Consider the following 26105-nt stretch of genomic DNA (forward strand, 5'->3'; position numbering starts at 1 on the left):
CTTGGAAACAGCACCTGGCGCGATAAGCACTGTTGCGCAAAAGGTAACTATCCCTGAGAAAACCATTAGACCTTGGCCGCAAAACCCTGCAGTTGAGCGTTTGGCAGGCGAATGCCGAAGGTGTTGGCACCTGCCTCGCTGCGCACAAAAACCTCACCCCCGTGCATCAGCGCAATCGCCTTGACGATGGCCAGCCCCAACCCATGGTTGCCCCCGCCACTGTTGCTGCGCGCCGCATCCACCCGGTAGAACCGCTCGAACAGCAGTGGCAGGTGATCGTCATCGATAGCCGGCCCGGGGTTGCTCACGGCAATGCTGACCTGCTCCGGCCCGGCATCGATATGCACGCGGATCACCTGGTGCGGCGCGGTGTGCTGCACGGCATTGTTCAGCAGGTTGATCAACGCCCGGCGCAGCTGGGCTTTTTCGATGGGGGCCTGGGCATCGCCGCTGACGGTGACGCTGACCTGGGCGTCTTCGAGGATGTAGTCGAGGTAATCGAGGGTGGTGGCCACTTCGTCGGCCAGCGATACCTGGGTCAGGGCGGTGGCCTTGCTGCCCTGGTCGGCGCTGGCGAGGAACAGCATGTCGTTGATGATGCTGCGCAGGCGTTCAAGTTCTTCCAGGTTCGATTGCAGCACCTCGAAGTAGTGTTCGGCGCTGCGCCCCCGGGTGAGGGCGACCTGGGTCTGGCCGATCAGGTTGGTCAGCGGCGAGCGCAGTTCGTGGGCAACGTCGGCGTTGAACGCTTCCAGCTGCGAATAGGCTTGGCTGACCCGGTCGAGCGCCGCGTTGAAAGCACCGGCGAATTGCGCCAGTTCCGGGGCCAGGTTGACAGTTTGCAGGCGGCCATCCAGGCGCGGGGGGGCCAAGGCCTGCGCCTCGTTGGACAGCGCCAGCAGCGGGCGCAGGCCAATGCGCGCCACCCAGTAGCCGAGCACTGAGGCCAGCAGCACACCGAGCACCGCCAGCCCGACGATGGCCACCAGCAGGCTGTGCTGGGCCTGCCAGAAGGTCTCGGTATCTATAGCGATCAGAAAGCGCAGTGGCGGGCGAGCGGCCAGGGCCGGCAACTCGCTGACCAGCACCTTGTAAGGGTAGGGCCGGTCAGGCAAGCGCAGGTCGCGCATCCCCTCCGGGCCTTCGGCGAATGCGCGTACCCTTTCGCTGGGGTGGCCATATTCGAACGCCGGGTCGCTGCCGACCACCCAGAAGCGGATGCGTTTGTCTTCCTCGCTTAGCAGGTTGAGCTTGTTGCTGATCTTTGCCCAATGCTCCGGTGTGCCGAAGCGGTTGAGGGTGGATTCAAGCACGCTGAAGCGGGCGTCCAGTTCGGCCGCCGGCAGCATGTCCAGGCTGTGGTCGACCTGGCGGTACAGTGCCGAACCGATCAACAGGAACACGCCCATCGCCACCAGGATGAACAGCGCCGACAGGCGCAGTGCGATGGAGTTAACCGGCACGGTTTTCCAGGACATAGCCCATGCCTCGGATGGTATGCAGCAGCTTGTTGTCGAATGGCCCGTCGAGCTTGGCGCGCAGGCGCTTGATGGCCACTTCGACGACATTGGCATCGCTGTCGAAGTTGATGTCCCAGACCAGCTCGGCGATGGCGGTCTTGGAGAGGATTTCGCCCTGGCGCCTGGCCAGCACGCTGAGCAGCGAGAACTCCTTGGCGGTCAGGTCCAGGCGTTGGCCGCCGCGGCTGGCCTTGCGCGCCATCAGGTCGATCCACAGGTCGCCGACCTGCACCTGCAGCGGCTCGTGGCTGCCGCTGCGCCGGGTCAGGGCCTGCAGGCGGGCGACCAGTTCAAGGAAGGAGAACGGCTTGCCAAGGTAATCGTCGGCACCTTCGCGCAGGCCGTGGATGCGGTCCTCGACACGCTCGCGGGCGGTGAGCATGATCACCGGCGTCTGCTTGCGCGCACGCAAGGCACGCAGCACGCCATAGCCATCCAGGCCCGGCAGCATCACATCGAGCACGATCACCGCATAGTCACCTTCAAGCGCCAGGTGCAGGCCGTCGATGCCGTCCCGTGCCAGGTCGACAGTAAAGCCTTGCTCGCTCAGGCCGCGATGCAGGTAGTCAGCGGTTTTCTCTTCGTCTTCGATGATCAGCACACGCATGGTCTTGTCTCAGTGGGTACTCGGCACGACCGCACTGGCGGCCTGGCGGCGATGGAACAGGCGCTCCAGGGCCAAGTATATGACCGGGGTGGTGAACAGCGTCAGGGCCTGGCTGACCAGCAGGCCGCCGACCACAGCGATACCCAGCGGCTGGCGCAACTCGGCACCGGCGCCAAAGCCGAACATCAGCGGCACCGCGCCGAGCAGGGCGGCCAGGGTGGTCATGATGATCGGCCGAAAGCGCGTCAGGCAGGCCTGGTGAATCGCCTGCTCGGGCGTCAGGCCATGGCGGCGCTGGGCTTCAAGGGCGAAATCGATGAGCAGGATGCCGTTCTTCTTGACGATGCCGATCAGCAGCACCACGCCGATCAGGCCCATGATGCTGAAGTCCTGGCCCATGGCCCACAGCAGTAGCAACGCGCCCAGGCCCGCCGAAGGCAGGGTCGAGATGATGGTCAGCGGGTGCACCAGGCTCTCGTAGAGCACCCCAAGGATGATGTACACCGCCACCAGTGCGGCGAGGATCAGCCACGGCTGGCTCGACAGCGAACTCTGGAAGGCCTGCGCCGCGCCCTGGAAGTTGCCGCTGATCGAGTCGGGCATGCCCAGTTCGCGCTGGGTGCGTTCCAGGATCGCCACCGCATCGCCCAAGGCCACGCCGGGGGCCAGGTTGAACGACAGGTTGGCGGCCGGGAACAGGCCATCATGGCTGATCGACAGCGGCCCGGTGCTGGGCGCGGCGACATGCGCCAAGGCTGACAGCGGCACCATTTCGTTGCTCAGGGGCGAGCGCAGGTAGAAGAAATTCAGGCTTTCGGCCTTGCCGCGCTGTTGCGCGTCCAGTTCCAGGATCACCTTGTACTGGTTGGTCTCGGTCTGGAATTCGCTGATCTGCCGCTGGCCGAACGCATCGTACAGCGCCTGGTCGACGTCGGTGGTGGTCAGGCCGAAACGGGCCGCAGCCTGGCGGTCGATGTCGATGCGGGTAACGCTGGCGCCCAGTTGCAGGTCGTTGGACAGGTCGCGCAACGCCGGGTTTTCGCGCAGGCGCTCGGTCAGGCGTTGGGTCCACAGGTTGAGGGCGACGCCGTCGTTGCTCTTGAGCACGTACTGGTACTGGGTACGTGACGGGCCGGAGCTGAGGTTGATGTCCTGGCCGGCCCGCATGTACAGCACCACGCCTGGCACCTGCGCGAGTTGCGGGCGCAGCCGGTCGATCAGCTCGCTGGCCGAAACATCGCGCTCGCCGCGGGGCTTGAGGGCGATCCAGAAACGGCCGTTGGCGATGGTCTGGTTGCTGCCGGTAACCCCTACCGAATGGGAGAAGGCCCTCACGGCGGGGTCGGCTTCGATGATTTTCGCCAGTGCCAGGTGCTTGTCGATCATCGACGGGTATGACACATCCGCTGCTGCTTCAGTGGTGCCGAGAATGAAACCGGTGTCCTGCAGGGGGAAGAAACCCTTGGGGATGGCCACGTAGCCGACCACCGCCAGGGCCAGGGTCAGGCCGAACACGCCGAGGGTCAGGCGCTGATGGGCCAGCGCCCGGTCCAGGCCCTTTTCGTACCACTTCAGCAGCCGGTCACCGAAGCCGCCGTGATGTTCCGTGGGCGGGCGACGCATGAACAGGGCGCACAGGGTCGGCGCCAGGGTCAGCGACACCACCACCGAAATCAGAATGGTCGCTGTCGCGGTCAGGGCGAACTCCTTGAACAGCCGGCCCACCACGCCGCCCATGAACAGCAGCGGAATGAACGCGGCAACCAGCGAGAAGCTGATCGACACCACGGTGAAGCCGATTTCGCCTGCCCCTTTGAGCGCCGCCGTGCGGCTGTCTTCGCCGGCTTCCAGATGGCGGTGGATGTTTTCCACCACCACGATCGCGTCGTCCACCACAAAGCCGACAGCAATGACGATGGCCACCAGGGTCAGGTTATTGAGGCTGAAACCGAACACGTACATCAGCGCGCAGGTGGCGATCAGCGATACGCCCAGCACACTGGACACCACCAGGGTGGCCGACCATTGGCGCAGGAACAGCGCCATCACCCCGATCACCAGGGCCACGGCGATGATCAGGGTCAGTTCCACCTCATGCAGCGACGCGCGGATGGTCTGGGTACGGTCCTGCAGCACCGACACCTCGACCGAGGCCGGCAGCATCTCCTGCAGCTTGGGCAAGGCGCCGAGCACGCGGTCCACGGTGTCGACGATGTTGGCGCCAGGCTGGCGGAACACCACAAGGTTCAGGCCCGGCTGGTTGCCGGACCAGGCTTTGACGTAGGCATTCTCGGCGCCGTTGATCACCTTGGCCACGTCCTGCAGGTGCACGGGGGCGCCGTCGCGGTAAGAGACAATCAGCCTGGCGTAGTCCTCGGGGTGGAACAGTTGGTCGTTGGCGGCGATGGTCGACACGCTGTGCTCGCCATACAGGGCGCCCTTTGCCAGGTTCAGGCTGGTCTGCTGGATGGCCTGGCGCAGGTCGGCGAGCGTAAGGCCCATGGCGGCGAGCTTTTCCGGCTGCGCCTGCACACGGATGGCCGGGCGCAACTGGCCGGTGATGTTGATCAGGCCGACCCCTTCGATCTGGCTCAGCTGGCGTGCCAGCAGGGTTTCGGCATAGTCGCTGAGGTCGTTGCCGGGCATCTGTGCGGAGCTGACGGTGAGCACCAGTACCGGGCTGTCTGCCGGGTTGACCTTGCGCCAGGTCGGCGGGTTGGGCAGGTCCTGGGGCAGGCGTGAGGTAGCCGTGTTGATGGCCGCCTGGACCTCCTGGGCGGCGGTGTCGATGTTCTTGTCCAGGGTGAACTGCAGGATCAGGGTGGTCGAGCCCAGTGCGCTGCTGCTGGTCATCTGGGCCATGCCGGGGATGGCGCTGAACTGCACCTCCAGCGGCGTGGCCACCGAAGAGGCCATGGTTTCCGGGCTGGCCCCAGGCAGTTGCGCGGAGACCTGGATGGTCGGGAAGTCGGCTTCCGGCAAGGGCGCCACGGGCAAGCGGGTAAAGGCGATGACACCCAACAGCACCAGCGCGAAAGCCAGCAGCAGCGTGGCGATGGGGTGGTCGATGCACCAGGCCGACACGCTGTTGCGGCTATTCATGGCTGGCTCCGGCGGCCGGCCATTTCCGACGGCGGCGGTGCGTTGGGGGTGACCTCCACGCGCGAGCCGGGCTTGAGCCGCGACTGGCCATCGAGCACCAGACGCTCGCCCGGTTTGACCCCGGCAATGATGTTCAGCCCACTGTCCTGGTACAGCACCTTGACCGGCACACTGGTGACCTGGTCACCGTCCAGGCGATAGACGAAGTGGCCGTCGACGCCGCGCTGCACCACTGGCGGCGGCACCACCAGGGCATTCTCCTGGACGGCCGTGCGCAAGCGGATGGTCACCAGTTGCCCCGGCCACAGCCGGCCGTCCTTGTTGTCGAACTCGGCCTTGACCCGCACCGTGCCGGTGTTGGCCGAAATCTGGTTGTCGATCAGGGCCAGGTGGCCTTCACCCAGCAGGTTGCTTTCGCCATCGGCGTCCATGTAGGCCTGCACCAATGCGGGCGTGGGCGCCTTCAGCAGGCCCTGCAGGGTTGGCAGCATCTGTTGCGGCAGGGAGAACTCGACCGCGATGGGGTCGATCTGGGTCACGCTGAACAGGCCCTGGGTATCGCTGGCGCGCACCAGGTTGCCGGGGTCGATGTTGCGGATGCCGACACGCCCGGTGACGGGGGAGCGAATCTGCGTGTAGGAGAGCTGGACTTCGGCATTGGCGATGGCGGCCTGGTTGCCTTTTACGGTGGCTTGCAGCTGATTGACCAGCGCCTGTTGCTGGTCGAGGGTCTGCTTGGACACGCCGTCATCGCTGCTGAGCAGGCGGTAGCGCTTGAGGTCGACGCCGGCCACCTGGATTTGAGCCTGGCTCTGGCCGAGCTGGGCGCGGGCCTGGTCGAGGCTGGCGCGGATGCTGCGATCGTCCAGGGTGGCCAGCAGGTCGCCTTGCTTGACCCACTGGCCCTCTTTGACCAGTACCCGGGTCAGCACCCCTTCGACCTGCGGTTTTATTTCGACGCTGTGCAGCGACAGCACGGAGCCGATGGCGCTGGCGTAGCGCGGCACGTCCTGCTGGGCAACGCTGACCACGCGCACCGGAATGGCGCTTTGGGCGCGCGCAACCGGCGCCTCCTGGCGCTGGCCATACCAGATGCCCAGTGCTGCAAGGGCGAGCAGGGCGGTGGCGGCCAGCAGGAGAGGGCGGGTAGGACGTCGCATCGGCGCGGGCACCTTGGCCAAGAGGAGGGGGCGGTTATTGAAGCTTATAGCGCTGTGACCGGGTCGGCAGCGTGACAGCTGGCTGACAGCGCTGACAGGTTGGGGGCAGTTGGCAGCCCTAACGCGATCCTGACCGATTCATACCTCTGCTCCCCTTGATCCGTAAGAAGATTCTGAATCTGAAACCAGATGCTTCAAGAGCGCACCCATGACGAATTATCCTACGCCCTCTGTCGGATGGCGTCTGATAGGCGGGGAACTGTTTCAGCGATAACTTCACGGTTCGCCACAACGGCGAGCGGCTGTGAGAAGCTGCGGTCTTCCCCTCGTCATGGCTTCATGTCATGGCGGCCGTGCGCGTGAGACTTCGGTCTGGCCGCAGATGGGGAGCGGTTTTCTCACCTCGCGTACGGCTGCCACCCTATCCGTGAGAAAGAGAAGGTGGTCGCTATTCAGGTAAATCCCTAAAGAGATTTAGTCATGAAGAAGATCGTTCCCGATCCACCGGACTCATTCCCGATCCCTTACATCACAATCATCGCCGACCTCTCCCCCGAAGACGCCAGGTCTCACGCTGCTGCGCTGATGGACTGCCTCTGCAAAACCAGCCAGCTCTACCTCGACACCGAAGCCGAAGACCATCGCTACGCGCTGCTGGAAAACCTCGGCATTCTCACTGAACTGCTGCGTGTCCTTGTCGCCCATATGGCGATGCAAGGAGATCATCCATGAGTGATGAACTGAAATCGCGCAGCACAGCCGGCAAGGAAACATTCCTCGAGTTGTACGCCATCCAGCCGGGCATACCGCTCGATCATGCTTTCGACGAGCTGTCGGTCTTGCTCGGTTGTATCCGGCATTTGAGCGAGGAAGCCGAAATGGAAGGCAACATGATCGCAGGCAGTGCGGCACGCATTCTCAGTGCCATGGCCAAAGCACTGATCAACGACATGGAAATGGGCATGAACCGCAGCGCTTGAGCGGTTGTGGGGCCGCTTTGCGGCCCATCGCCGGCAAGCCCGGCTCCCACATGGGGATCGCCAGCAAGCCGGGCTCGCACGGGGAGATCGCCGGGATTTGGTGCTGGCTTTGCTAGAAACCGATGAAGGCGTAGTACTGCGAAGGCGTGTCGCCAGCCTGCAAGCCCTGCGCCTGCAGGCTGGCCAGCAGGGCCGTGTCCTGCACGTGCAGCGCCCACGGCGCATGGTGCGGTGGCGGTACATCCGCCAGCGCCGCCGCCAAGGCCCCCATGTCTGGAAGGTAGGCCGTGAAACCATTGCCCTTGAGCGCGCTGATGGTCATGCCCAGGGCCTGGCACACAGCAACCTTGGCCGCGATGTCATCACGATCTGCCTGCCGGGACGCCTGCACCAGTGCCAGCAGCGCCGGGTCCACCGGCAACGAGCCATGAATCAGCTCAGGCCCTTGCTCCCAAGCCTCGGGCGGGCAGTCCTTGTTCTCTGGCCTTAGCGGAATGTGCGGGTTGATTTCCACCGGGTAGATGCGGCAGACCAGCGGCCGGCTCTCGTAGATGGTGCACAGGTCGTTTTCGTCCAGGTTGCGGCAGCGCCCGGGGTTGAACGCGGCAAAGGTCACCGAAACCCGTACCTCGCTGTCACCGCAAGGTACCGGGTGCGAGCGGCGCAGCACATGCTCACGCTGGTCTGCCGGCATCCCCGGGCCATCCTCCACAAAGGCTTCGATCAGCACCACCACCTGGCCGCCGGATGCCGCCCACTGGCGCGACTCGGCCAGGGTCAGTGGTACATGGTGGCCGGTGCAGCACTTGCCGCAGCCGGTACAGGCAAAACGCAGAGAGTCGTTCACGTGGCGTCTGGGTTCCATTCGCTGACGAAGGCCCGCTGGTGCTGGCGGTCGTACAGGCACAGCTCGGAGCCGGTGCGTTGCTGCATGTGCTTTTGTGGATACACCCCTTCGATGACCAGGGCGCTGAAGCCGACCTGGTCATCGAACTCCGCGGGTTTGCCGCGGGCATGGGCGTCCTTGAACTGGCTGGCGGCCAGGCAGGCCTTGAGCATCTGCTGGCGTTGTTCGTTCCAGGCCTGGCTGCTGGAGGCCTGGGCAACACCGCTGAAAAGGGCGCAGGCGATCAGAAGAGAGCTGAAAAACTTCATACGCAATACCGTGAAACGTTCGAGGGGGGCGAAGTATGACCGAGGCATCCCCGGCAACAGGCCAGGGAGTTTGTCGCTGAATATGACAGCACGGCCTTCATCGCTCTGCAAACACTACCGTGCGCGCCGCCACCACCAGGCAATCGGTCAGCTCCGGTGAGGAGAACTTGGTCAGGATGGCATTGGCCCCCGCCAACCTGGCCTTCTCGGCACTCATCGCGCTGTCCAGCGAGGTGTGCAGCAGCACGTAGAGGTGCTGGAAGTCCGGGGTTTCGCGCAGGGTACGGGTGAAGGCATAGCCGTCCATCTCTGACATCTCGATGTCGGAGACGATGATGTTGATCTCCTGCGCAGTGCCCTGCAGCTCCAGCAGCACGTTGATTGCATCCTTGGCGCTGCGTGCGGTGTGGCAGTCGATGCCCAGGTTACGCAGGGTGTGCACCGACTGTTGCAGCGCCACCTGGCTATCGTCCACCACCAGGATGTTGGCGGCGGCCAACAGGCTGGCGTCTTCTTCGTTCAGCTTGCCCGGCGCGGGCTCCGGCTCCGGCGGGGCGATGGCATGGATCACCTTTTCGATGTCCAGCACCTGCACCAAGGTATTGTCGACACGGGTCACGCCGGTGATGAACGAGCGGGTGCCCGAGCCATAGGGTGGCGGCCTGATGTCGGTGCTCAGGCAGTGGATGATGCGGCTCACTGCCTGCACATGCAGGCCCTGGCGCGAGCGGCTGATCTCGGTGACGATCAGGCAGCCACCGTCCGGGTCGGCCAGCGGGCGTTCACCGATGGCCCGCGACAGGTCGATCACCGACAGCGGGTTGCCGCGCAGGGTCGCCACGCCTTTCACGTGGGGGTGCGATTCGGGCAACCTGGTCAGCGGTGGGCAAGGGATGATCTCGCTGACCTTGAGCAGGTTGATTGCCATCAGTTTGCCGCTGCGCAGGGTGAACAGCAGCAGGGACAACGCGTCCGCGCGGGCATTTTGCGTGGCCATGGTGACCTTCATGGGAGACAGGGGATAACCGGTTATCGGCCTGTTCGGGCTGGGCTTTAACTTGGCGGCAGCCTTTGCTGGCCCTATCGCCGGCAAGCCGGCTCCTACAGGGTCACCAGTGCGCCAACGGCTTGTGCAGTTTCTGTGGGAGCCGGCTTGCCGGCGATGGCCGCGCAGCGGCCCTTAGCGCTCGCGCAAGGCCTCCTTGGCGCGGTTCAGCGGCTTGATCAGGTAATCGAGAATGGTTTTTTCGCCCGTGCGGATATCCACCGTGGCAATCATCCCCGGCACGATCGCAAAGCGCTTGCCGGCCTTGTTCTGCAGGCTGTCCTGCTCGGTACGGATAAACACCCGGTAGTAATAGATTTCCGGTTTTACCTCATCCTGCAGGGTATCCGGCGAGATGCCCACCACCTTGCCCTCCAGCCCGCCATACACCGAATAGTCATAGGCACTGATCTTCACCTTGGCCGCCTGGTCGGGGTGGATGAAGGCGATGTCCCGGGGGGCGATGCGCGTCTCGATCAGCAAGCGTTCATCCATCGGCACGATCTTCATCACCTGCCCACCGGGCTGTACCACCCCGCCCAGGGTGTTGACCTCGATGTCCTTGACGATGCCGCGCACCGGCGAGCGTAAGGTCAGGCGTGACAGCGAATCGCTGCGCCCGCGGACCACTTCCGAGAGGCTGTCGGCTTCGGCGCTGGCCTTGGCCAGCTCTTCGCGGGCGCGTACCAGGTAATCGGAGCGCGCTTCGTTGGCCTTGAGCTCGAGCTCCGAGCGCTGGCGGTTGAGGCGGATCACCTCGACCCGGCTGGAGGCGCCCATCTTGGCCAGGTTTTCGGTGATCTGCAGTTCGCTGCGCACCAGCCGCAGCGAGTCCTCGATGCCCGCCAGGGTCTGTTCCAGGCCGCGGCGGCGGGTCTGGTATAGCGCGGTTTCGGCGTCGATCAGGTCCGGCGAGTCGCGCAGGCTGTCGGGGAAGGCCAGCGGCTTGCCGGTGACCTCGGCGCGCAAGCGCGCAACGCTGGCCGTGGCAGCACGGTACTTGGCCTCGCTTTCACCGACGCTGGAGGCAGTCTTGGTCGGGTCGAGCTGGGCCAGCACCTGGCCGCGCTCGACCAGGTCACCTTCGGCCACGTTCATCTCGGCGACGATGCCGCCTTCGAACGACTGGATCACTTGCTCGCGGGAGCTGGGGATCACTTTGCCGGTGCCGGTGGAGACTTCGGTGACCTCGAACCAGGCGGCCCAGGCCAGGAACGCGGCGAGCATCAGCGCGCACACGGTGATGACGCGGCCTGCGCGCAGCACGGCCTGATCGTCCTGGCCATCCAGGTAGGATGCGGGGAGTTCATGGTTGCTCATGCCTGCGCTCCTTGCAGTTTGGCCAGGGCGGCGTCACGGCTGTCGTCGATGACGATGCGCCCGCCATCGAGCACGATGATCCGCTCGACCCGTTGCAGCACGCTCAAGCGGTGAGTGGCGATCACCAGGGTGCGGCCTTGGCAGAAGCGGTCGAGGTTATCGAGCAGCTTGCGCTCGGTCGTGTCGTCCAGCGAGGCGGTGGGTTCATCCAGCAGCAGTACCTGCGGCTGGCGCACCAGCAGGCGTGCCAGCACCAGTGCCTGGCGTTGCCCGCCGGACAGGCCCAGGCCACCTTCCAAAATCAGGTGGTCCATGCCTTTGGGCAGCCGGCGCACGAAGTCCAGTGCGCCCGTGGCGGCCAGCGCGGCAACCAGTTCCTGGTCACTGGCCTGGCCGGCACCGAGGGTGAGGTTTTCGCGCAGGGTGCCGTGGAACAGCCGCGCATACTGCGCCAGCAAGCCGACGTCACGGCGCAGGTCGGCCGGGTCCAGGTGGGCCAGGGCAATGCCGTCGAGCGTGACCTCGCCTTGCACCAGGTCCATGGCACCGCCCAGTGCCTGCAGCAGGGTCGACTTGCCGGCGCCGTTGCGCCCCAGCACGGCGATGCGCTCGCCTGGCCGGATGTCCAGCTGGCCGATGTTGAGCACCGGCGGTGCCTCGGGGTCGTAGCGGAAGTTGGCCTGGCGCAGCCGGTACTCGCCGCGGATGGCCGGCAGGTGCACACGGGCTTCGCCTTCGGGGTGGTCGACCGGTGACTGCATCAGTTTGTCCAGGCCCTGTAGTGCCACCTTGGCTTGCTGCCAGCGGGTCAGCACATGGGTGAGCTGCGCCAGCGGCGCCATCATCCGCGAGGACAGCATCGAGGCCGCCACCAGGCTACCGGTGGTGAGGTCGCCGGCAATCACCATCGGCGCGCCGATGACGATGACCACGGCAAACACCGCGCCTTGCACGTTCTGGGTCCAGGTCACCAGGCCGTTGGTCAGGGTACGCAAGCGCAGGTTGGTATGCGCGCAGGCTGCGTTGTACTGGTTCCACTGGCGCTCGAAGCGCGCTTCGGCCTGCAGTGCCTTGATTTCGTCCAGGCCCTGGACGCTTTCCACCAGCATGGCATTACGCAGTGACGACTCGCGCATCGAGGCATTGGCCAGGCGTGCCAGCCGGCGCTGCGCCAGCAAGCCAGGCAGGAGCATGGCCAGCAGTGCCACCAGGGGGATAAACACCAGCACGCCGCCGATCAGCCAGAACACGAACAGGAACAACAGGAAGAACGGCAGGTCGGCCAGCGCGGTGGCGGTGCTGGAGGTGATCAGGTCGCGGATCGACTCCAGCTCGCGCAACTGCGAAATGAACGAGCCGGTGGACTTCGGCCGTGCCGAGTTGCGCAGGCGCAGGGCATGGCCGTAGACCAGGTCCGACACGCGCAGGTCGGCGCGCTTGCCGAGCAGGTCGGTAACCTTAAGGCGCAGCAGGCGCATGCTGAAGTCGAACACCAGCGCCAGCACCACACCGCCGAACAGCACGTACAGCGTGGGCAGGGATTCGGCGGGGATCACCCGGTCATACACCTGCATCGAGAACAGCACGCCAGCCAGGGCCAACACGTTGGCCACCAGCGAGGCGACCATCACCTGCCCATATGGGCGCAGGTCGCGCAGGACGATGCGGGCGAACCAGTGGCGGTCGTACGGGGCGGTGTAGTCGTCGGTACGCACATCGCGCAACGGCCGTGCCGGGCGCATCAGTGCCACGCGGTTGATGCGCCCTTCGAGCGCTTCGCGGGGCAGGCGCGAGGTCAGGCTCTGGTCGCCGGCGAACACCACGGCCAGCTCGTTGTCCTCGGTCACGGCTTCGACCACAGCCAGTTGGCCATCATCGAGCTCCAGCACCAGTGGTGTACGCCATTGCCGCAGGGCTTTGGCATCGAAACGCACGAAGCGCAGCGACAGGCCGGCCTGGCGCGCCATGTGCCGCAGGATTTCATCCAGCGGCCGGGCATCTTCCACGGCCGCCAGGCGAATGCGCTGGGGTGATACATCCAGCCGGTAGTGGTGGGCGACCTGCAGCATGACTTCAAGCCACGGGCCAAGGTCCGGCCGATGGACGATAGCCTGCTCCGGGTTTTGCTGCTGCGTGGCTTGGCTCAGGTTGACGGTATCGTTCATGGCTCGATCTCCACCCCTTGCAGGTTGCGCCCTTCAAGGCCCAAGGCCATGCGCAGGGCGCCGGTGTTGTACAGGCAGTCGACATCCAGGCGCAGCAGGTCGGAACGGGTGCCGGCAAGTTCAAAGCGCGACTGGTAGATTTCCTGCTCGGCATTGAGCAGGTCGAGCAGCGGGCGCGTGCCCAGGTCCAGGTATTGCCGGCCGTAGAGCATGCGTGCTTCCTTGATGCTGGCCTGGCGGGCCTTGAGCGAACTCAGCCGGCGGCCCAGCCCCGAGGTTTGCGCCATGGCTTCGGCCAGCCCGCGGCGGGCCTGCAGGCGTGCGGCGTCTTCGGCGGAGTCAGCGGCGGTCAGGGCATGCCCGGCCGCGCGGCTGCGGGCGCTGATGGCGCCGCCTTGGTAGATCGGCACTTCGAGGTTCAGGTAGATGCCCGCCTGGGTGCGGTCGAGGCGGTTGTTGTCGCGGTCGTAGTCGTTGTCCAGGTAGTGGTTGACCTGCGGCTGCAGCGACAGTGTCGGGTAGGCCTCGGCCTTGGCCTGTGCCAGTTCGGCTTTGGATTGCGCGCGCAGGGCCAGGGCCATGAGCACTGCAGGCAGGCGGTCGTCGGCTTGCGGTGGGCGCTTGCAGGCCTGGTTGAGTTCGGGGGGCGTTTCTTCGGCCAGGGCCGGCGGTGCGACGCGGCCGAGCAGGGCGGCGAGGGTCGAGCGCCACCGCTCGTACTGGGCCTGATACTCCTCCAGGGTGGCACGGGCGCCTTCCACCCGGGACTCGGCCTGGACCACGTCGGAGCGCGTGCTGGCGCCCATGTCGCTGCGCTGGCGCGCCATGCCGGCAATGTCGCCAACGCCTTTGATCTGCTCGCGGGCAATCACCATGAGCTGCTCGTAACGGCGGGTTTCGATCCAGGCGTAGGCGGTATCGCGGGCCAGGTCGTCGACCACCAGCAGGATGTTGGCCTGGGCGCGGGCGGCGGCAGCGTGGGCCGCGTCGACAGCGCTGTCGCCCTTGCCGAAATCGTAGAGCATCTGCTTGAGCGACAGGTTCAGCGCCTGGCTGCTGCGGTCGCCGCCATAACCGCTGTCATAGCCGGTGCGGATACCGCCGGAAACCTGTGGGTAGTAACCGGCGCGGGCCACGTTGATGCCTTCGCCTTGCTTGTACAGGTTGCCGATGGCTTCAGCGATGCTGGGGTGCCACTGCGCAGCGGCCAGCACCGCCTCGGCCAGCCCGAGCCGGTCGCCATTGTTGGCGCCCTGGCCGGCCGGTGGGCGGGCAGGGATGGCATCGGGGGCATCGCGTAGCAGTGACGGCCCGATGGTGCGCAGCGAAGGGTCTATGTCATCGGCTGCCTGGGCAACCGGGTTTGAAATCAGTACCAGTAGCGCGACGGCTCCCGGCAACAGTGGTGACAGCGCACTGCTTCGCTTCACATGATTCCCTTACTGCTGATCGTCCTTGCCGCCGGGCATGGCGCCCGGCGGGTTACTGCGGCCTCAGACGACATGAATGCCGTTTTGCACCCACAGGTGGTGGCTCGGGTCCTCCTGGGCCGTGTATTGGTTATAGTCGATGCCGTCGGCGCTCTGGCTGCCGGTCAGGCTCCAGGTGTCGGTCATGTGCACCGAATCCTTGTCGTCGCCTTTGATCAGCAGCGTGCTGCTGCCGCTTTCGGTGACGGCCACCACATCCGCCAGGTTCAGCGTCAGGGCTACCGCGCTGGTGTCGTTGAGGTCGATGATTTCGATGTCGTGGACACGCCCGGCCAGGGAGCCCAGGTCGATGCTGGCATCGCCGCCGCCCCACAGCAGGGTGTCGGTACCGCTACCGCCCTCGACGCTGGCAAAGGCCTGGTCCACCACCACGAGGGTGTCGTCGCCGGCCCCGCCCTGCAGGCTGATCTGCCCGCCCTGGCTGCCATCGAGTTGGTCATTGCCATCGGTGCCGGCAATCACCTCGGCGGAGGCAGCCGCGGCGACACTGGCCAGGGCCGCACCCTCGTCGCCGCCGTCAGCCAGCAGCGAGGTGGTCGCGGTGAGCCCGGCAGCGTTGTCCAGGTTGATGGTCAGCGTTGCGGTATCGGTGGTGCCGTTGGGGTGCGTCAGTTCGTAGGTGAAAGTGTCCTGTTGGCCGACCACTGCCGAGGTCAGGCCCTCCTTGAGGGTATAGGTGTAGCTGCCGTCAGCGTTCACCAAAAGCGTGCCGTAGGTGCCGGTCACGCTGACGCCGTTGTAACCGGGGATGGCGTAGGTGTTGGCCGCTACCAGCACGCTGAGCACAGTCAGCGTCGAACCCAGGTTGTCGGCACCGCCGCCGGCGGTGTCGGTCAACAGGTTGCCGGTCACTGGGGTGTAGCCGCTGACCACGAACTCGTTGGTGTACGTGGTGGTGGTGTTGAGGCTGGTAGTGATCGAACTGAGCAGGCCGATGCCACCTGCGCTGACACGGATCTCGTAGGCACCTGGGCCTTGGTTCTGGAAGGTGTAGGCCGAGCCGCCGCCGAGCAGGCTGATCAGCGAACTGCCGGGCACAGACTGCACAAGTACGTACTGGCCGGTAGCCGTGTTGAGTTTGTAAAGGGCGATGGTGGTGCCGTTGAGCAGGCCCAGCAGGTTGGCGGAGTTGAGCACCACTTGCAGGTTGGCGGTGGTATCGGCGGCAACGCTGGTCTCGTAGATCGCCTGCCGCGAGCCGATCAGCGGCAGGGGCAGCGTTCCGAGTGTGCCGCTGTCGGTGTCCACCCGGTTTGCCAGGCTGATGTTGGTGCTGTCGATGTCGTTGACGGCATCGACCACCGTGGCGGGCGCGCTGAGGTTGCTATCGCTCCAGACCTCCGTGGCTTGCGGGCTGTCGATCCGCACGTAGAGGTTGGCGACATCGGTCAGGCCGTTGCCGTGCACCAGTTGGTAGCTGAACACGTCCACCTTGCCGACGCTGGATGGGGTGCCGTTCGGCGTGTAGGTGTAGCTGCCATCGGCGCGGATCACCAGGGTGCCATACAGGCCCTGCACCTCGGTGGCGCTGCCGGCGGTGACGTAGCTGCCGTTCTTGAGCACCTGCAGCACGGCGCTGCTGTCCGGGCCACGGGCATCGGTGGTGCCGTCGACACCGGGGTCGGTGATGACGTTGCCGGTAGTGGGGGTACCGGTGCCGGTGAGCTCGGTCAGGCTGGAGGTTTCGATGTCCAGCGTGGTGGTGACGTTGGTCACCAGGCCGATGCCGCCGCTGCCTACGGTCAGGCGGTATTCACCGGCCTGCAGTTCGCCGATGTCGACCTGCACCCCCTCGCCCAAGGGGAGCAGAATCAGGTCGAGCAGGCCCAGGCTGTTACCGGTAGCCAAAGTCACCCAGGCCCCGGACGCGTCTTTCACCTGCAGGGTGAAGGTGGCATTGTCGAGCAGGGCCAGGGCACTGCTGGTGGTCAGCGTCAGGGTCGGGTCCACCGTGGTGCCGGCGTCGACGGTCCAGGTGTAGGTCTTGCTGAAGCCCGCCAGCAGTGTGGTGAAACTGTCGGAGTAGGTCTGCGTGGCGACAACCGGTGCCAGGTTGACGGTGGCGGTGGCCAGATTGTCGCTGGCGGTCACCGGTGCGTTGGCGTCCACGTCCGGTGCGGTGATGGCAACGCTGCCGGAGGCGTTGTTGCGTGGATCGGTCAGCGATACCGACAGTGTCTGGCCGTTGTCCTGGGCAGGGGGCAGGGTTACGGAGAAGGTGCCGTCGGGCTGCACCGTGCCGGTTTGCAGGACGGTGCCGGTGGAGCTGCGCACTGTGACCGTGGCGCCAGGCTCGCCGCTGCCGGTCAGGGTGCTGCCGTCGGCGCTGATCACCAGGTTGCTGGCCAGCGCTGGCGGGGTGAGGTCTGGAGCGGTCAGTGCGGTGCCGGTCGAGGTGTTGCCGGTGGCATCGGTCAAGGTGACTGTCAGGGCCTGGTTGTCGATTTGCGCCGCCGCCAGGCTGACCACGAACAGGCCGTTGCTGCCCACTGTGGCGGTGCCCAGCACCGTGCCTGCAGTGTCGCGCACGGTGACGGTGCTGCCGATCTGGCCAGAGCCGCTTACCGTGGTGCCGTTGGCGTTGATGGCGGCCACTGGCGCGGCGGGTGGCGTGGTGTCCGGTGCAGTGATGCTGGCGCTGCCGGACTGGTTGCCGGCGGCATCGGACTGGCGCACGGTAAGCAACTGCCCGTCGTTCTGCGTGCTGCTGAGGGTGACGGTGAAGCTGCCGTCGGGTTGTACCACGGCGCTGCCCAACGGACCGCCCGGGCCGGTGACGGTGACTGTCGCGCCGGGCTCGCCGACGCCGGTCAGTACGGTGCCTGCGCCGGTCACGGCAAGGCTGGTCGGTGCAGCTGGCGCCTGTGTGTCCGGCGCGGTATAGCTGGTGCTGCCCGAGGCATTCTGTGCAACGTCGACCTGCGTCACACCGAGTACCTGGCCGTTGAGCTGCGCGCTGGCCAGGTTGATGCTGAACACGCCGCCAGCGTTGACCACGCCGGTGCCGAGCACATTGCCACTGGCATCACGCACGGTGACCGTGGCATTGGCTTCGCCGGTACCGGTAAGCACCAGGCCATTGGCGGACAGCGCAGTGACCACCGGGTTGGCCGGCGCAGTGGTGTCGTCCGCCTGCACGAATACTGGCTGCGATTCGCCGCCTACCAGGTCCACGGCAGTGACCGAGAGCGATTGCCCATTCAACTGGGCGCTGTCGAGCTGGAGACTGAAGTCGCCGTTGAGGTCCGCTGCACCCGTGCCGATCAAATTGCCCTCATTGTCATAGACACGGATGGACGCCCCGCTGGTGGCGTTACCCGTGAGGGTCAGGCCATCGGCGTTCAGCACCACATTGGTGGGGGGCGCTGGTGGTGGGATAAGCGGGGTGATGTAGGTCTGCACTGCCGAGGTATTGGTACCGTCGCTTTGGGTCACAGCCAATGTCGCGACCGAGCCAGGTGCGGGTTCGAGTTCGATGGAGAAGTTACCGTTGGCATCGACCACGCCGGTGCCAATCACATTGCCTGCCAGGCTGACAGTCACTGTGGCGTTAGGCTCACCGCGCCCGGTCAGCACGTCGTAGTCGGTATTGATTGCCAGGTTGGTGACCAGAGCAGGTGGTGACGTGTCGGCAGCCTGGTAGGTGGCTGGCAGCGAGGCGTTGCCCGCCTCATCGGTGGCGACCACGGTCAGCAGTTGACCGTTGGTCTGCGCCGGGCTCAACGTCACGCTGAAGGTGCCGTCTACGGTGGCCTGGACGGTGCCGACAATGGTGTTGTCCGGGCCACGCACGGTGATGGTACTGCCGGGTTCGGCACTACCGATCAGTAGCGTGCCCGTCGGGTCCAGCGCCAAGTCGGCAGGTTGCGCTGGTGGCACCAAGTCCGGTGCGGTCACTTCGAATGGCGCGGAGGGGTTGCCGGTGACGTCCTGAGCGACGACGGTCAGTACCTGGCCGTCGATCTGTGGGGTTGTCAGGTCAAGCACGAAGGTGCCGTCAGGGTCGATCACGCCCTGGCCGACCATGTCGCCACGGTCGTTCATCACGGTGATGCGCGCCCCTGCTTCGCCGCTACCGGTGAGTTGGGTGCCGCTGTCGTTGAGCAACGCGACAACCGCAGCCGGCGGCGTGGTATCGACCGCGGTGACCGAGCTGTTGGGCGATACGTTTTCGCTTTCGTCTGTCAGGGTTACCTGAAGGCTTTGGCCATTGAGCTGCGGCGAGCTGAGGTCGACCACGAAGGTGCCGTCGGCAGCCACCGTGGCGGTGCCGATTTCAGTGGTGCCCAGGTATACCCTTACCGTGGTGCCTGCTTCGCCGACGCCGCTCAACTGATCGCCGGCAGCATTGAGGCGCAGTTCGGTTGCCGGTGCCGGTGGCGTGAGGTCGGGTGCATCGATCGTGACCGGCGTGCTGATGTTGCCGGGTGGGTCGGCCTGCTGTACCGCCAGCACTTGCTGGTTGATCTGGGCGGGCGCCAGTTCCACCGAGAAGCTGCCATCGGCGAGCACAATGGCCGTACCGAGCAGTACGCCTGCGGCATTGGTCACTGTGACGGTAGCGCCCGGTTCGCCAAGGCCGGTGACCACGCTGCCATCGGCATTGATGGCCACCTCGGTGAGGATGGCCGGCGGCGTGAAGTCAGGCGTTTGCAACGTGGCGGCTGCCGACACGTTGCCGGCTGCGTCGGCCTGGCTGAGGCTGAGCAGTTCGGCGTTGCCCAGCGCCGGGTTGAGCGTGACGGTGAAGTTACCGCTGGCATCGACCACTGCCGTACCGATTTCGTCGCCCTGCGCGTTGCTGACGCTGACCTGCGCGCCGGGCTCGCCGCGGCCGGTGAGGGTAACCCCGTCGCTGGAAATCGCAAGTTCAGTGGGGGCGGCCGGTGGGGTGGTATCGGCCGCAGTGATCGCGCTGGGGTCGGACTGGTTGCCGGCGGCATCGGTCAGTATCACCTGCACCTGCTGGCCGTTGGCCTGTGGTGCGCTGAGGGTGACCTGGAAGGTACCGTCGGCGCGGACCACCGCGCTGCCCAGTGTGCTGCCATCGGCAGCCAGCACTTTGACGGTGCTGCCGGCCTCGCCGGTACCGTTGAGCAGGCTGCCGCCGCCGGCAAATGCCAGGTTGCCGGCAGCATCAGGTGCCACACGGTCGGGCGCAGTCAGGCTGACACTGTCGGACTCGTTGCCCGCGGCGTCCGTCTGCTGTGCACTGAGTTGTTCGCCATTGATCTGTGCGGTGCTCAGGCCAATGCTGAAGTTGCCACTGGCATCGACCACGGCAGTGCCCAGGTCGACACCGCCTTCGCCGATCACGGCCACTGTGGCGCCCGGTTCACCGCGGCCGGTGAGCGTCAGGCCGTCGCTGCTCAGCACCAGGTTGGTCAGCGGTTGCGGGGCGGTGGTGTCCTGTGCCTGCAGGGTCGCAGGCAGCGAAGCACTGCCGTCGGTGCCCACGGCACTGACCTGCAAGACTTCGCCGTTGGCCTGGGCGCTGTCGAGGTTGACCGTGAAACTGCCGTCATTGCCGACTGGCGCAGTGCCCAACAGCACGCCGTCAGGCCCATACACATTGACGGTGCTACCAGGGGATGCATTGCCGGTAACCACCAGGCCATCGGCTGAGAGCGTCAGGTTGTCCGGAATGTCCGGTGCCAGGTTGCCCGGCGCGGTCACGGTCTGTGCCGGCGAGGCATTCTGCGCGGCATCGGCCTGGGTCACGCTGAGGCTTTCGCCGGCTGTGGCTGCAGGGCTGAGCGCTACGGTGAAACGGCCATCGCTGCCGACCGTGGCGGCCCCCAGCGAGGTGCCGTCGGGCGCACGCACGGTGACCGTGGCGCCGGCTTCGCCAGTACCTGTAAGGCTGGCGCCGTCGGCGGCGACGGCCAGGTTGGCGACGGCGGTGGGCGGTGTGGTATCGGCAGCGGTGTAAGGCGCGGCAGGCGACACGTTGCCTGCGGCATCTGTGGCGGTAACCTGCAAAGTCTGGCCGTTGGTCTGGGCGCTGCTCAGGGTGACCTGGAAGGTGCCATTGCTGCTGACCACGGCGGTGCCCAGGATATTGCCTGCGGCATCACGCACAGTGACCGTGCTGCCTGCTTCGGCGCTGCCGCTCAGCTGCAGGCCGGTACTGGCCAGGGCGAGGTCGGCTGGCGCCGCTGGTGGGGTGAGGTCCGGTGCAGTCACTGCAACAGGAGGTGATGTGTTGTTGCCCGCGTCGGTCTGGGTCACGCTCAAGTTCTGGGCGTCAAGTTGCGCACTGGTCAGGGTGAGGGTGAAGCTGCCGTTGGCGGCCACCACGCCTGTGCCAATGATGGTGCCATCGGGGCCGCGCACGGTTACGCTGGCACCCGCTTCACCCAGGCCGGTGAGGGTCAGGCCATTGTTGTTGAGCACCACATTGGTCAGTGGGGCTGGTGGGGTGAGGTCGGCTGTACTGAGGGTGACAGCAGGCGAAGTGTTGCCCGCTGCATCCACCTGGCTCACACCGAGGGCCTGGCCGGTTGCCTGTGGGGTATCGAAGGTGACCGTAAACCGGCCATCGGCGCCCACGGTCGCGGTGCCGACCACGGTGCCGGCGGCGTTGCGCACTTGCACGGTGGCGCCGGCTTCGCCACTGCCTGACAGCTGTTTGCCATCGGCGCTGAGCACCGGGTTGTCGACCGCAGCCGGTGGCGTGCGGTCCGGCGTTGCCAGGCTCGCCGGGCCAGACACATTGCCAGCGGCATCGCTGAGGGTGACCTGCAAGGCGCTGCCGGTGGTCTGTGCATTTGGCAGGGTGACCTGGAACTGGCCGCTCTGGTTGACGGTACCTGTGGCCAGTACCGCGCCACTGGCATCGCGCACGGTCACCGTCGCGCCCGCCTCACCTTGGCCGCTGACTACGGTTGCCGCGCTGTTCAGGCTCAGGCCGGTGGCAGCATCAGGCGCTTGCAGATCAGGCGCCTGCAAGGTTGCGGCGAGCGAGGTATTGCCCGCGGCGTCGCTCTGGGTAACGGTGAGGTTCTGGCCGTTGGCTTGCTGGGGTGTCAGGCTGACGCTGAACAACCCGTTACTGCCGACGATGGCTGTGCCCAGTTCAGTGCCTTGGGCATCGACCACGCGCACGGTCGCACCCACCTCGCCTTGGCCGATGAGGGTGCTGCCGCTGCGGTCGAGGGCTAGCTGGGTGGGGGCATCCGGCGCGGTGCTGTCCTCTGCAACGATGGTGGCCGGTACCGAGGGTTTACCGCCGGCTGTAAGGCGTGCGCTGACCTGCAGGGTCTGGGCATTGAGCTGGGCGTCGCTGAAGAACACTCGGAAGATGCCGTCGCTGCCGACCGTCGCGGTGCCCAGTGTGGTGCCGCCGGAGGTCACGGTGATAAGCGAGCCCACGGTGCCTTCGCCCGTCAGGAGGAAGCCGTCGGCACTGATGGTCAGGGCGGTTGGTGTAGCGACTTCGGTGCCGTCTGGCCCGGCCACGTCGACCGTGGTCTCGTTGCCACCGTCGTCTCGGACCACTACCTGCACGGTGTCGCCGGAAACCAGGGGTGGGTCGACTTCGACAACGAAGGTGCCGTCCGGCCCGGCGGTTGCGGTGCCCAGGTCAGTGGTGCCGTCGCGAACGATGATGGTGGTGCCGGGTTCGGCCGTACCACCGATAAAGCCGCCATCCGGGCTGACCGTGATGTCGGTCGCCGCAGCGGGCGGGGTGGTATCCGGCGCGGTGACGGTCGATGCGCCAGAGTCGTTGCCGGCTGCGTCGCTGACCACCACGGTCAGGGTCTCGCCATTGGTGAGCGGGGTATCCAGCGGTACGCTGAAACTGCCATCGCCGTTCACTGCAACGGTGACGACAGTGCCATTGGGGTCGGTCACCGTGACCGAGCTGGCCCCGGGTGCGTTGCCGGTCACAGTGGTGCCATCAGGGCTCACGCTGACATCGGTCGGCAGTGCAGGGGGTGTAAGGTCCGGCGCAGTGGCCTGGGCTGCGGTGGAGGTGTTGCCGGCAGCATCGGTGAGGGTGACGTCGAGGCTCTGGCCATCCAGTTGGGCCGGTGACAGCGGCACGCTGAAGTTGCCACCCACCGGGACCACGACCGTGCCCAGCAGGTCGCCGTTGGCATTGCGCACTTCAACGGTGGAGCCCACCTCGCCGTTGCCTTGCAGCGCTGTGCCATCGGCACTGACTTGCAGGCCTGTGGGGGCGGCGGGGCCGGTTGTATCGTCAGCGGTGAAGGTGGCCGATGGCGATGTATTGCCCTCGCCGTCGACAAGCACCACCGACAGTACTTCGCCGTTGGTCTGGGGTGGGGCGAGGGTCACGGTGAAGCTGCCGTCAGGCTGCACTTGGGCATCGCCCAGCAGTTGCCCGCCGGCATCGCGCACTTCTACGGTGGCGCCTGGCTCACCTTGCCCGCTCAGCACACTGCCATCTGCGTTCAGCCCCAGGCCTTGTGCTGGTTGCGGTGCTTCGAGGTCGTTGGCAGTGACAGTGTCGGCAGCGGAAGTGTTGCCCGCAGCGTCCGCCTGGGTGACGGACAGCGTCTGACCGTTGAGTTGCGGTGGGTCGATGGTTACCCGGAAGCTACCGTCGGCCTCCACCACGGCGGTGCCCAATACTGCGCCGCCAGTGCCGGTGACGCGCACTTGCGCGCCGGGTTCGCCGCTACCGGTAACCACGGTGCCATCGGCGGTAAGGGCCAGGCCGGTGGGGGTGTCGGGCGCCTCGTTGTCCGGAGCAGGCAGGTCGACCGCTGCTGACACGTTACCGGTCGGGTCGCGTTGTTCAACGGTCAAGGCCTGGCCATTGGTCTGTGGAGGGGCCAGGGTGAGTTCGAAGGTGCCGTCGCCGGCCACCTCGACGCTGCCCAGCACCGCGCCGTCGGGGCTGCGCACGATCACCGTGGCACCTGGTTCGCCAGTGCCGGTAACGGTGGTGCCGCTGTCGTCGATGCTCGGGTTGCCGACAACTTGCGGTGGGGTGCTGTCGGGGGCGGTGAAGTCGACCGGGCCGGCACTGTTGCCGAGATTGTCGGTGGCCTCCACGGTGAGGCTTTCGCCGTTGCGCTGTGGCGGGTCGAGGGTGACATCGAAGCGCCCGTCGGCGCCGACTGTCGCTGTGCCCAGCACGGTACCGTCCGCCGCACGTACCGTGACGATCGAGCCACTCTGGCCCTGCCCGGTGAGGTGCAGGCCTGCGCTGTCGATGGCCAGCCCGGAAGGTTGCAGTGGGCCGTCCAGGTCCGGCGCGGTCAGGGTTGCGGTCGAGGTATTGCCCGCAGCGTCACGCAGCACCACGTCGAGCATCTGGCCATCGGTCTGGCCCGGTGTGAGGGTGAGGGTGAAGACGCCGTTCGCGCCGACCACGGCAGTGCCCAGCAGCGTGCCCTGGGCATCGCTGACTTGCACGCTGGCCCCAGGCTCACCGCGGCCAGTGAGAGTGACGCCATCGGCGCTCAGTTGCAGGTCACTGGCCGGGTTCGGCGGGGTGATGTCCGGTGCACCGACCTGGGTCGGCAGTGAGCTGTTGCCGTCGGCGTCCAGGGCCACCACATCGAGCAGCTCACCATTAGCCTGAGCGGGATCAAGGGCGACGGTGAAGTTGCCGTCATTGCCCACTTGCACGCTGCCCAGCACATTGCCTTGGGCATCGCGCACCTCCACCAGGCTGCCTGCCGGAGCGGTGCCGCTGACGGACGAGCCATCGGGGGCTACCACCACCCCGGCAGGGCCTTCCGGGACCGGGGTCTGTGGCACGATGATGCTGAGCTCAGGCGACGGATTGCCGGCAGCATCGGTTTGTACCAGCACGATGCTTTCGCCCGCAGCCACTGGAGCATCCAGTTCGACCAGGAAGGTGCCATTGGCTGCCACGGTGCCACTGCCGATCACATTGCCGTCGGCATCCAGCACTTGCACTGTGGCACCCGCTTCACCGCGGCCCGATATCACGACGCTGCCGGCGCCCACCACCACGCCGGTGATGAGGCCCGGGGCAGTAATGTCCGGGGCGGTATAAGCCAGCGGGGCGGAGCTGTTGCCGGCGGCATCGGTGACTGTGATGGCCAAGGCGTCACCGTTGGCTTGGGCCGGGTCGAGAGTGAGGCTGAAGCTGCCGTCCGGCCCGGCGATAGCGCTGCCGATCAGGGCACCGGAGGCGTCGCGCACCTCCACCCGTGCACCGGGTTCGGCATTGCCGGTCAGCGTTTGACCATCGCTCAGCGTCAGCCCGGTCGGTTGCCCGGGGGCTATCAGGTCCGGTGCCGTCAGGGGGCTTGTCGTCGATACGTTGCCAGCGGCATCGGTCAAGGTCACTTGCAGCGACGAGCCATCGGTCACCGGCGGGGTCAGTTGCAGGGTAAAGGTGCCATCAGGCTGCACCGTCCCGGTGCCCACGACCTGGCCCTGGTCGTTCGATACGGTTACCGTTGCCCCCGCTTCCCCGCGCCCCGAAACGGTACGGCCATCGGCGCTGATGATCAGGCCACTGGCGGGCGTTGGCGCAGTGGTGTCACCACCGCCCGTGTCGATGTCCGGCGCGGTGACGGTGCCGGCAGTGGAGGTGTTGCCGGCGGCATCGGTGGCCGTTATCTGCAACTGCTCGCCGTCGACCAGCGGTGGGTCGAGGGTGATGCTGAACGCACCGTTGGCGCCCACGATCACGCTACCCAGTACCGTGGTGCCGTCCGCTGCGAGCACGCGCACGGTACTACCTGGTTCGGCACGCCCGCTGACTACTCTGCCGTCAGCGCTGACGGCCAAGTCGGTCGGTTGTGCGGGTGGCGTGGTGTCGGGCGGGTTGCCGACCCCGTTATCCGGTGCGTTGACGGCTGTTGCGGGTGAGGTGTTGCCAGCGGCATCGGTCAAACTCACATCCAGGCTTTCGCCATTGACCTGGGGCGAGTTCAAGGTGATGTCGAACGTACCGTCGGCGCCCACCGTGCCGCTGCCGATCAGGTTGCCGGCGCCATCGCGTACATTCACCGTGGCACCTGCCTCGCCGCGGCCAGTCAGGCGCAGGCCATCGGGCGAAACCAGCAGGTCGATAGGCGTGGCGGGTGGCGTGGTGTCGCCCGGTGCGGAGCCGCCGCCGCCGCTGCCGCCACCACCGCTGCCTGCGGCGGCGGCAGCGCCGCCAACGCCCAGCAGGCTCAGCCCGGCAATCGCCCAGGTCGGGGTTTCGCTGCCAGCGACGCCGATGCCTGCGACCAGTTCATCGAGCGAGGCGACTTCCTCGAAGGTGAAACCGGTGAAGGCTTCGGCATCGTAGTTGGCGTGCCACAGGGTGCCGTCTTCGCCGACGAAGACCATGTCACTGCCGACACCCGCCTGGTCCACGGCAAAGAAGTTGCCGACGGTGACCTTTTCACCCGATTTGAGAGTGACGATCAGGTCCTGACCCCGTCGGGTCACGGTTGCCACCTGGTCGGGCGCAACGGGCATCTGCACCACGCCTGGGCTGTTGAGCGTGATATTGCCCCAGGCATTCTGGGTGGCGACGGTGGTTTGCTTGTCGGCGACGACGATGTTGTCCATGGATGCTCCCTGCTGGTGTGCGGTACACAGGGTCGGCGTTGGCG

General features: G+C 66.1%; 13 protein-coding genes. 2 read left to right on the forward strand and 11 right to left on the reverse strand.

Translation table 11 applies throughout. From position 1 onward, the window contains the following. Positions 1 to 65: 65 nt before the first annotated feature. From EGJ09_RS05470 to EGJ09_RS05485, 4 genes are read right to left on the reverse strand one after another with little or no spacing between them, the layout of a single operon-like run. Entirely contained in the window at positions 66 to 1478 is a 1413-nt protein-coding gene (locus tag EGJ09_RS05470; RefSeq protein ID WP_046784513.1) for a heavy metal sensor histidine kinase, read from the reverse strand. Further along, complete coding sequence (locus tag EGJ09_RS05475) at positions 1453 to 2127, reverse strand: heavy metal response regulator transcription factor (RefSeq protein WP_012316198.1); 675 nt, start codon at positions 2125 to 2127, stop codon at positions 1453 to 1455. Before EGJ09_RS05475 ends, EGJ09_RS05470 begins: the two co-directional genes overlap by 26 nt. Before the next feature lie 9 nt (positions 2128 to 2136). Next, on the reverse strand, positions 2137 to 5229 hold the full coding sequence (locus tag EGJ09_RS05480) for a multidrug efflux RND transporter permease subunit (protein WP_125923414.1): 3093 nt from the start codon (positions 5227 to 5229) through the stop codon (positions 2137 to 2139). Beyond that, positions 5226 to 6389, reverse strand: a complete 1164-nt coding sequence (locus EGJ09_RS05485; protein WP_125923415.1) for an efflux RND transporter periplasmic adaptor subunit — start codon at positions 6387 to 6389, stop codon at positions 5226 to 5228. Before EGJ09_RS05485 ends, EGJ09_RS05480 begins: the two co-directional genes overlap by 4 nt. Before the next feature lie 480 nt (positions 6390 to 6869). Here EGJ09_RS05485 and EGJ09_RS05490 point away from each other — a divergent pair, with 480 nt between their 5' ends. Next, positions 6870 to 7121 carry a hypothetical protein gene (locus EGJ09_RS05490; protein ID WP_042111742.1) on the forward strand — a complete coding sequence of 84 codons (252 nt, stop codon included), beginning with the start codon at positions 6870 to 6872 and terminating at the stop codon, positions 7119 to 7121. Further along, positions 7118 to 7369: a DUF3077 domain-containing protein gene (locus EGJ09_RS05495; protein ID WP_012316194.1), complete on the forward strand. Its 252-nt coding sequence runs from the start codon at positions 7118 to 7120 to the stop codon at positions 7367 to 7369. The genes EGJ09_RS05490 and EGJ09_RS05495 overlap by 4 nt, the downstream gene beginning before the upstream one ends. A 112-nt stretch (positions 7370 to 7481) precedes the next feature. Here the strand turns inward: EGJ09_RS05495 and EGJ09_RS05500 are convergent, their stop codons facing one another. The 7 genes from EGJ09_RS05500 to EGJ09_RS05530 form a co-directional block, all read right to left on the reverse strand. Further along, entirely contained in the window at positions 7482 to 8216 is a 735-nt protein-coding gene (locus EGJ09_RS05500; protein WP_125923416.1) for a YkgJ family cysteine cluster protein, read from the reverse strand. After that, positions 8213 to 8524 (reverse strand): hypothetical protein, encoded by a 312-nt coding sequence (locus EGJ09_RS05505; RefSeq protein WP_046784509.1) that lies wholly within the window; start codon positions 8522 to 8524, stop codon positions 8213 to 8215. Before EGJ09_RS05505 ends, EGJ09_RS05500 begins: the two co-directional genes overlap by 4 nt. A gap of 97 nt (positions 8525 to 8621) precedes the next feature. Beyond that, complete coding sequence (locus EGJ09_RS05510; protein ID WP_046784508.1) at positions 8622 to 9521, reverse strand: chemotaxis protein; 900 nt, start codon at positions 9519 to 9521, stop codon at positions 8622 to 8624. A 183-nt stretch (positions 9522 to 9704) separates the two neighbouring features. After that, positions 9705 to 10889, reverse strand: coding sequence for an HlyD family type I secretion periplasmic adaptor subunit (locus tag EGJ09_RS05515; RefSeq protein WP_046784507.1), 1185 nt, complete (start codon positions 10887 to 10889; stop codon positions 9705 to 9707). Further along, positions 10886 to 13054: a type I secretion system permease/ATPase gene (locus tag EGJ09_RS05520; RefSeq protein WP_115273900.1), complete on the reverse strand. Its 2169-nt coding sequence runs from the start codon at positions 13052 to 13054 to the stop codon at positions 10886 to 10888. Before EGJ09_RS05520 ends, EGJ09_RS05515 begins: the two co-directional genes overlap by 4 nt. After that, positions 13051 to 14484 (reverse strand): TolC family outer membrane protein, encoded by a 1434-nt coding sequence (locus EGJ09_RS05525; RefSeq protein ID WP_125923417.1) that lies wholly within the window; start codon positions 14482 to 14484, stop codon positions 13051 to 13053. The genes EGJ09_RS05520 and EGJ09_RS05525 overlap by 4 nt, the downstream gene beginning before the upstream one ends. 63 nt (positions 14485 to 14547) lie before the next feature. Next, positions 14548 to 26061, reverse strand: coding sequence for a BapA/Bap/LapF family large adhesin (locus EGJ09_RS05530; RefSeq protein ID WP_125923418.1), 11514 nt, complete (start codon positions 26059 to 26061; stop codon positions 14548 to 14550). Positions 26062 to 26105: the final 44 nt, after the last annotated feature.

The organism is Pseudomonas sp. p106 (genome assembly GCF_003936645.1).
Lineage (GTDB): Bacteria > Pseudomonadota > Gammaproteobacteria > Pseudomonadales > Pseudomonadaceae > Aquipseudomonas > Aquipseudomonas putida_E.

Excerpts from the sequence above, each read along its gene's own strand:
- EGJ09_RS05470 (WP_046784513.1), bottom strand. The coding sequence starts at position 1,478 with ATGTCCTGGAAAACCGTGCCGGTTAACTCCATCGCACTGCGCCTGTCG.
- EGJ09_RS05475 (WP_012316198.1), bottom strand. The coding sequence starts at position 2,127 with ATGCGTGTGCTGATCATCGAAGACGAAGAGAAAACCGCTGACTACCTG.
- EGJ09_RS05480 (WP_125923414.1), bottom strand. The coding sequence starts at position 5,229 with ATGAATAGCCGCAACAGCGTGTCGGCCTGGTGCATCGACCACCCCATC.
- EGJ09_RS05485 (WP_125923415.1), bottom strand. The coding sequence starts at position 6,389 with ATGCGACGTCCTACCCGCCCTCTCCTGCTGGCCGCCACCGCCCTGCTC.
- EGJ09_RS05490 (WP_042111742.1), top strand. The coding sequence starts at position 6,870 with ATGAAGAAGATCGTTCCCGATCCACCGGACTCATTCCCGATCCCTTAC.
- EGJ09_RS05495 (WP_012316194.1), top strand. The coding sequence starts at position 7,118 with ATGAGTGATGAACTGAAATCGCGCAGCACAGCCGGCAAGGAAACATTC.
- EGJ09_RS05505 (WP_046784509.1), bottom strand. The coding sequence starts at position 8,524 with ATGAAGTTTTTCAGCTCTCTTCTGATCGCCTGCGCCCTTTTCAGCGGT.
- EGJ09_RS05510 (WP_046784508.1), bottom strand. The coding sequence starts at position 9,521 with ATGGCCACGCAAAATGCCCGCGCGGACGCGTTGTCCCTGCTGCTGTTC.
- EGJ09_RS05515 (WP_046784507.1), bottom strand. The coding sequence starts at position 10,889 with ATGAGCAACCATGAACTCCCCGCATCCTACCTGGATGGCCAGGACGAT.
- EGJ09_RS05520 (WP_115273900.1), bottom strand. The coding sequence starts at position 13,054 with ATGAACGATACCGTCAACCTGAGCCAAGCCACGCAGCAGCAAAACCCG.
- EGJ09_RS05530 (WP_125923418.1), bottom strand. The coding sequence starts at position 26,061 with ATGGACAACATCGTCGTCGCCGACAAGCAAACCACCGTCGCCACCCAG.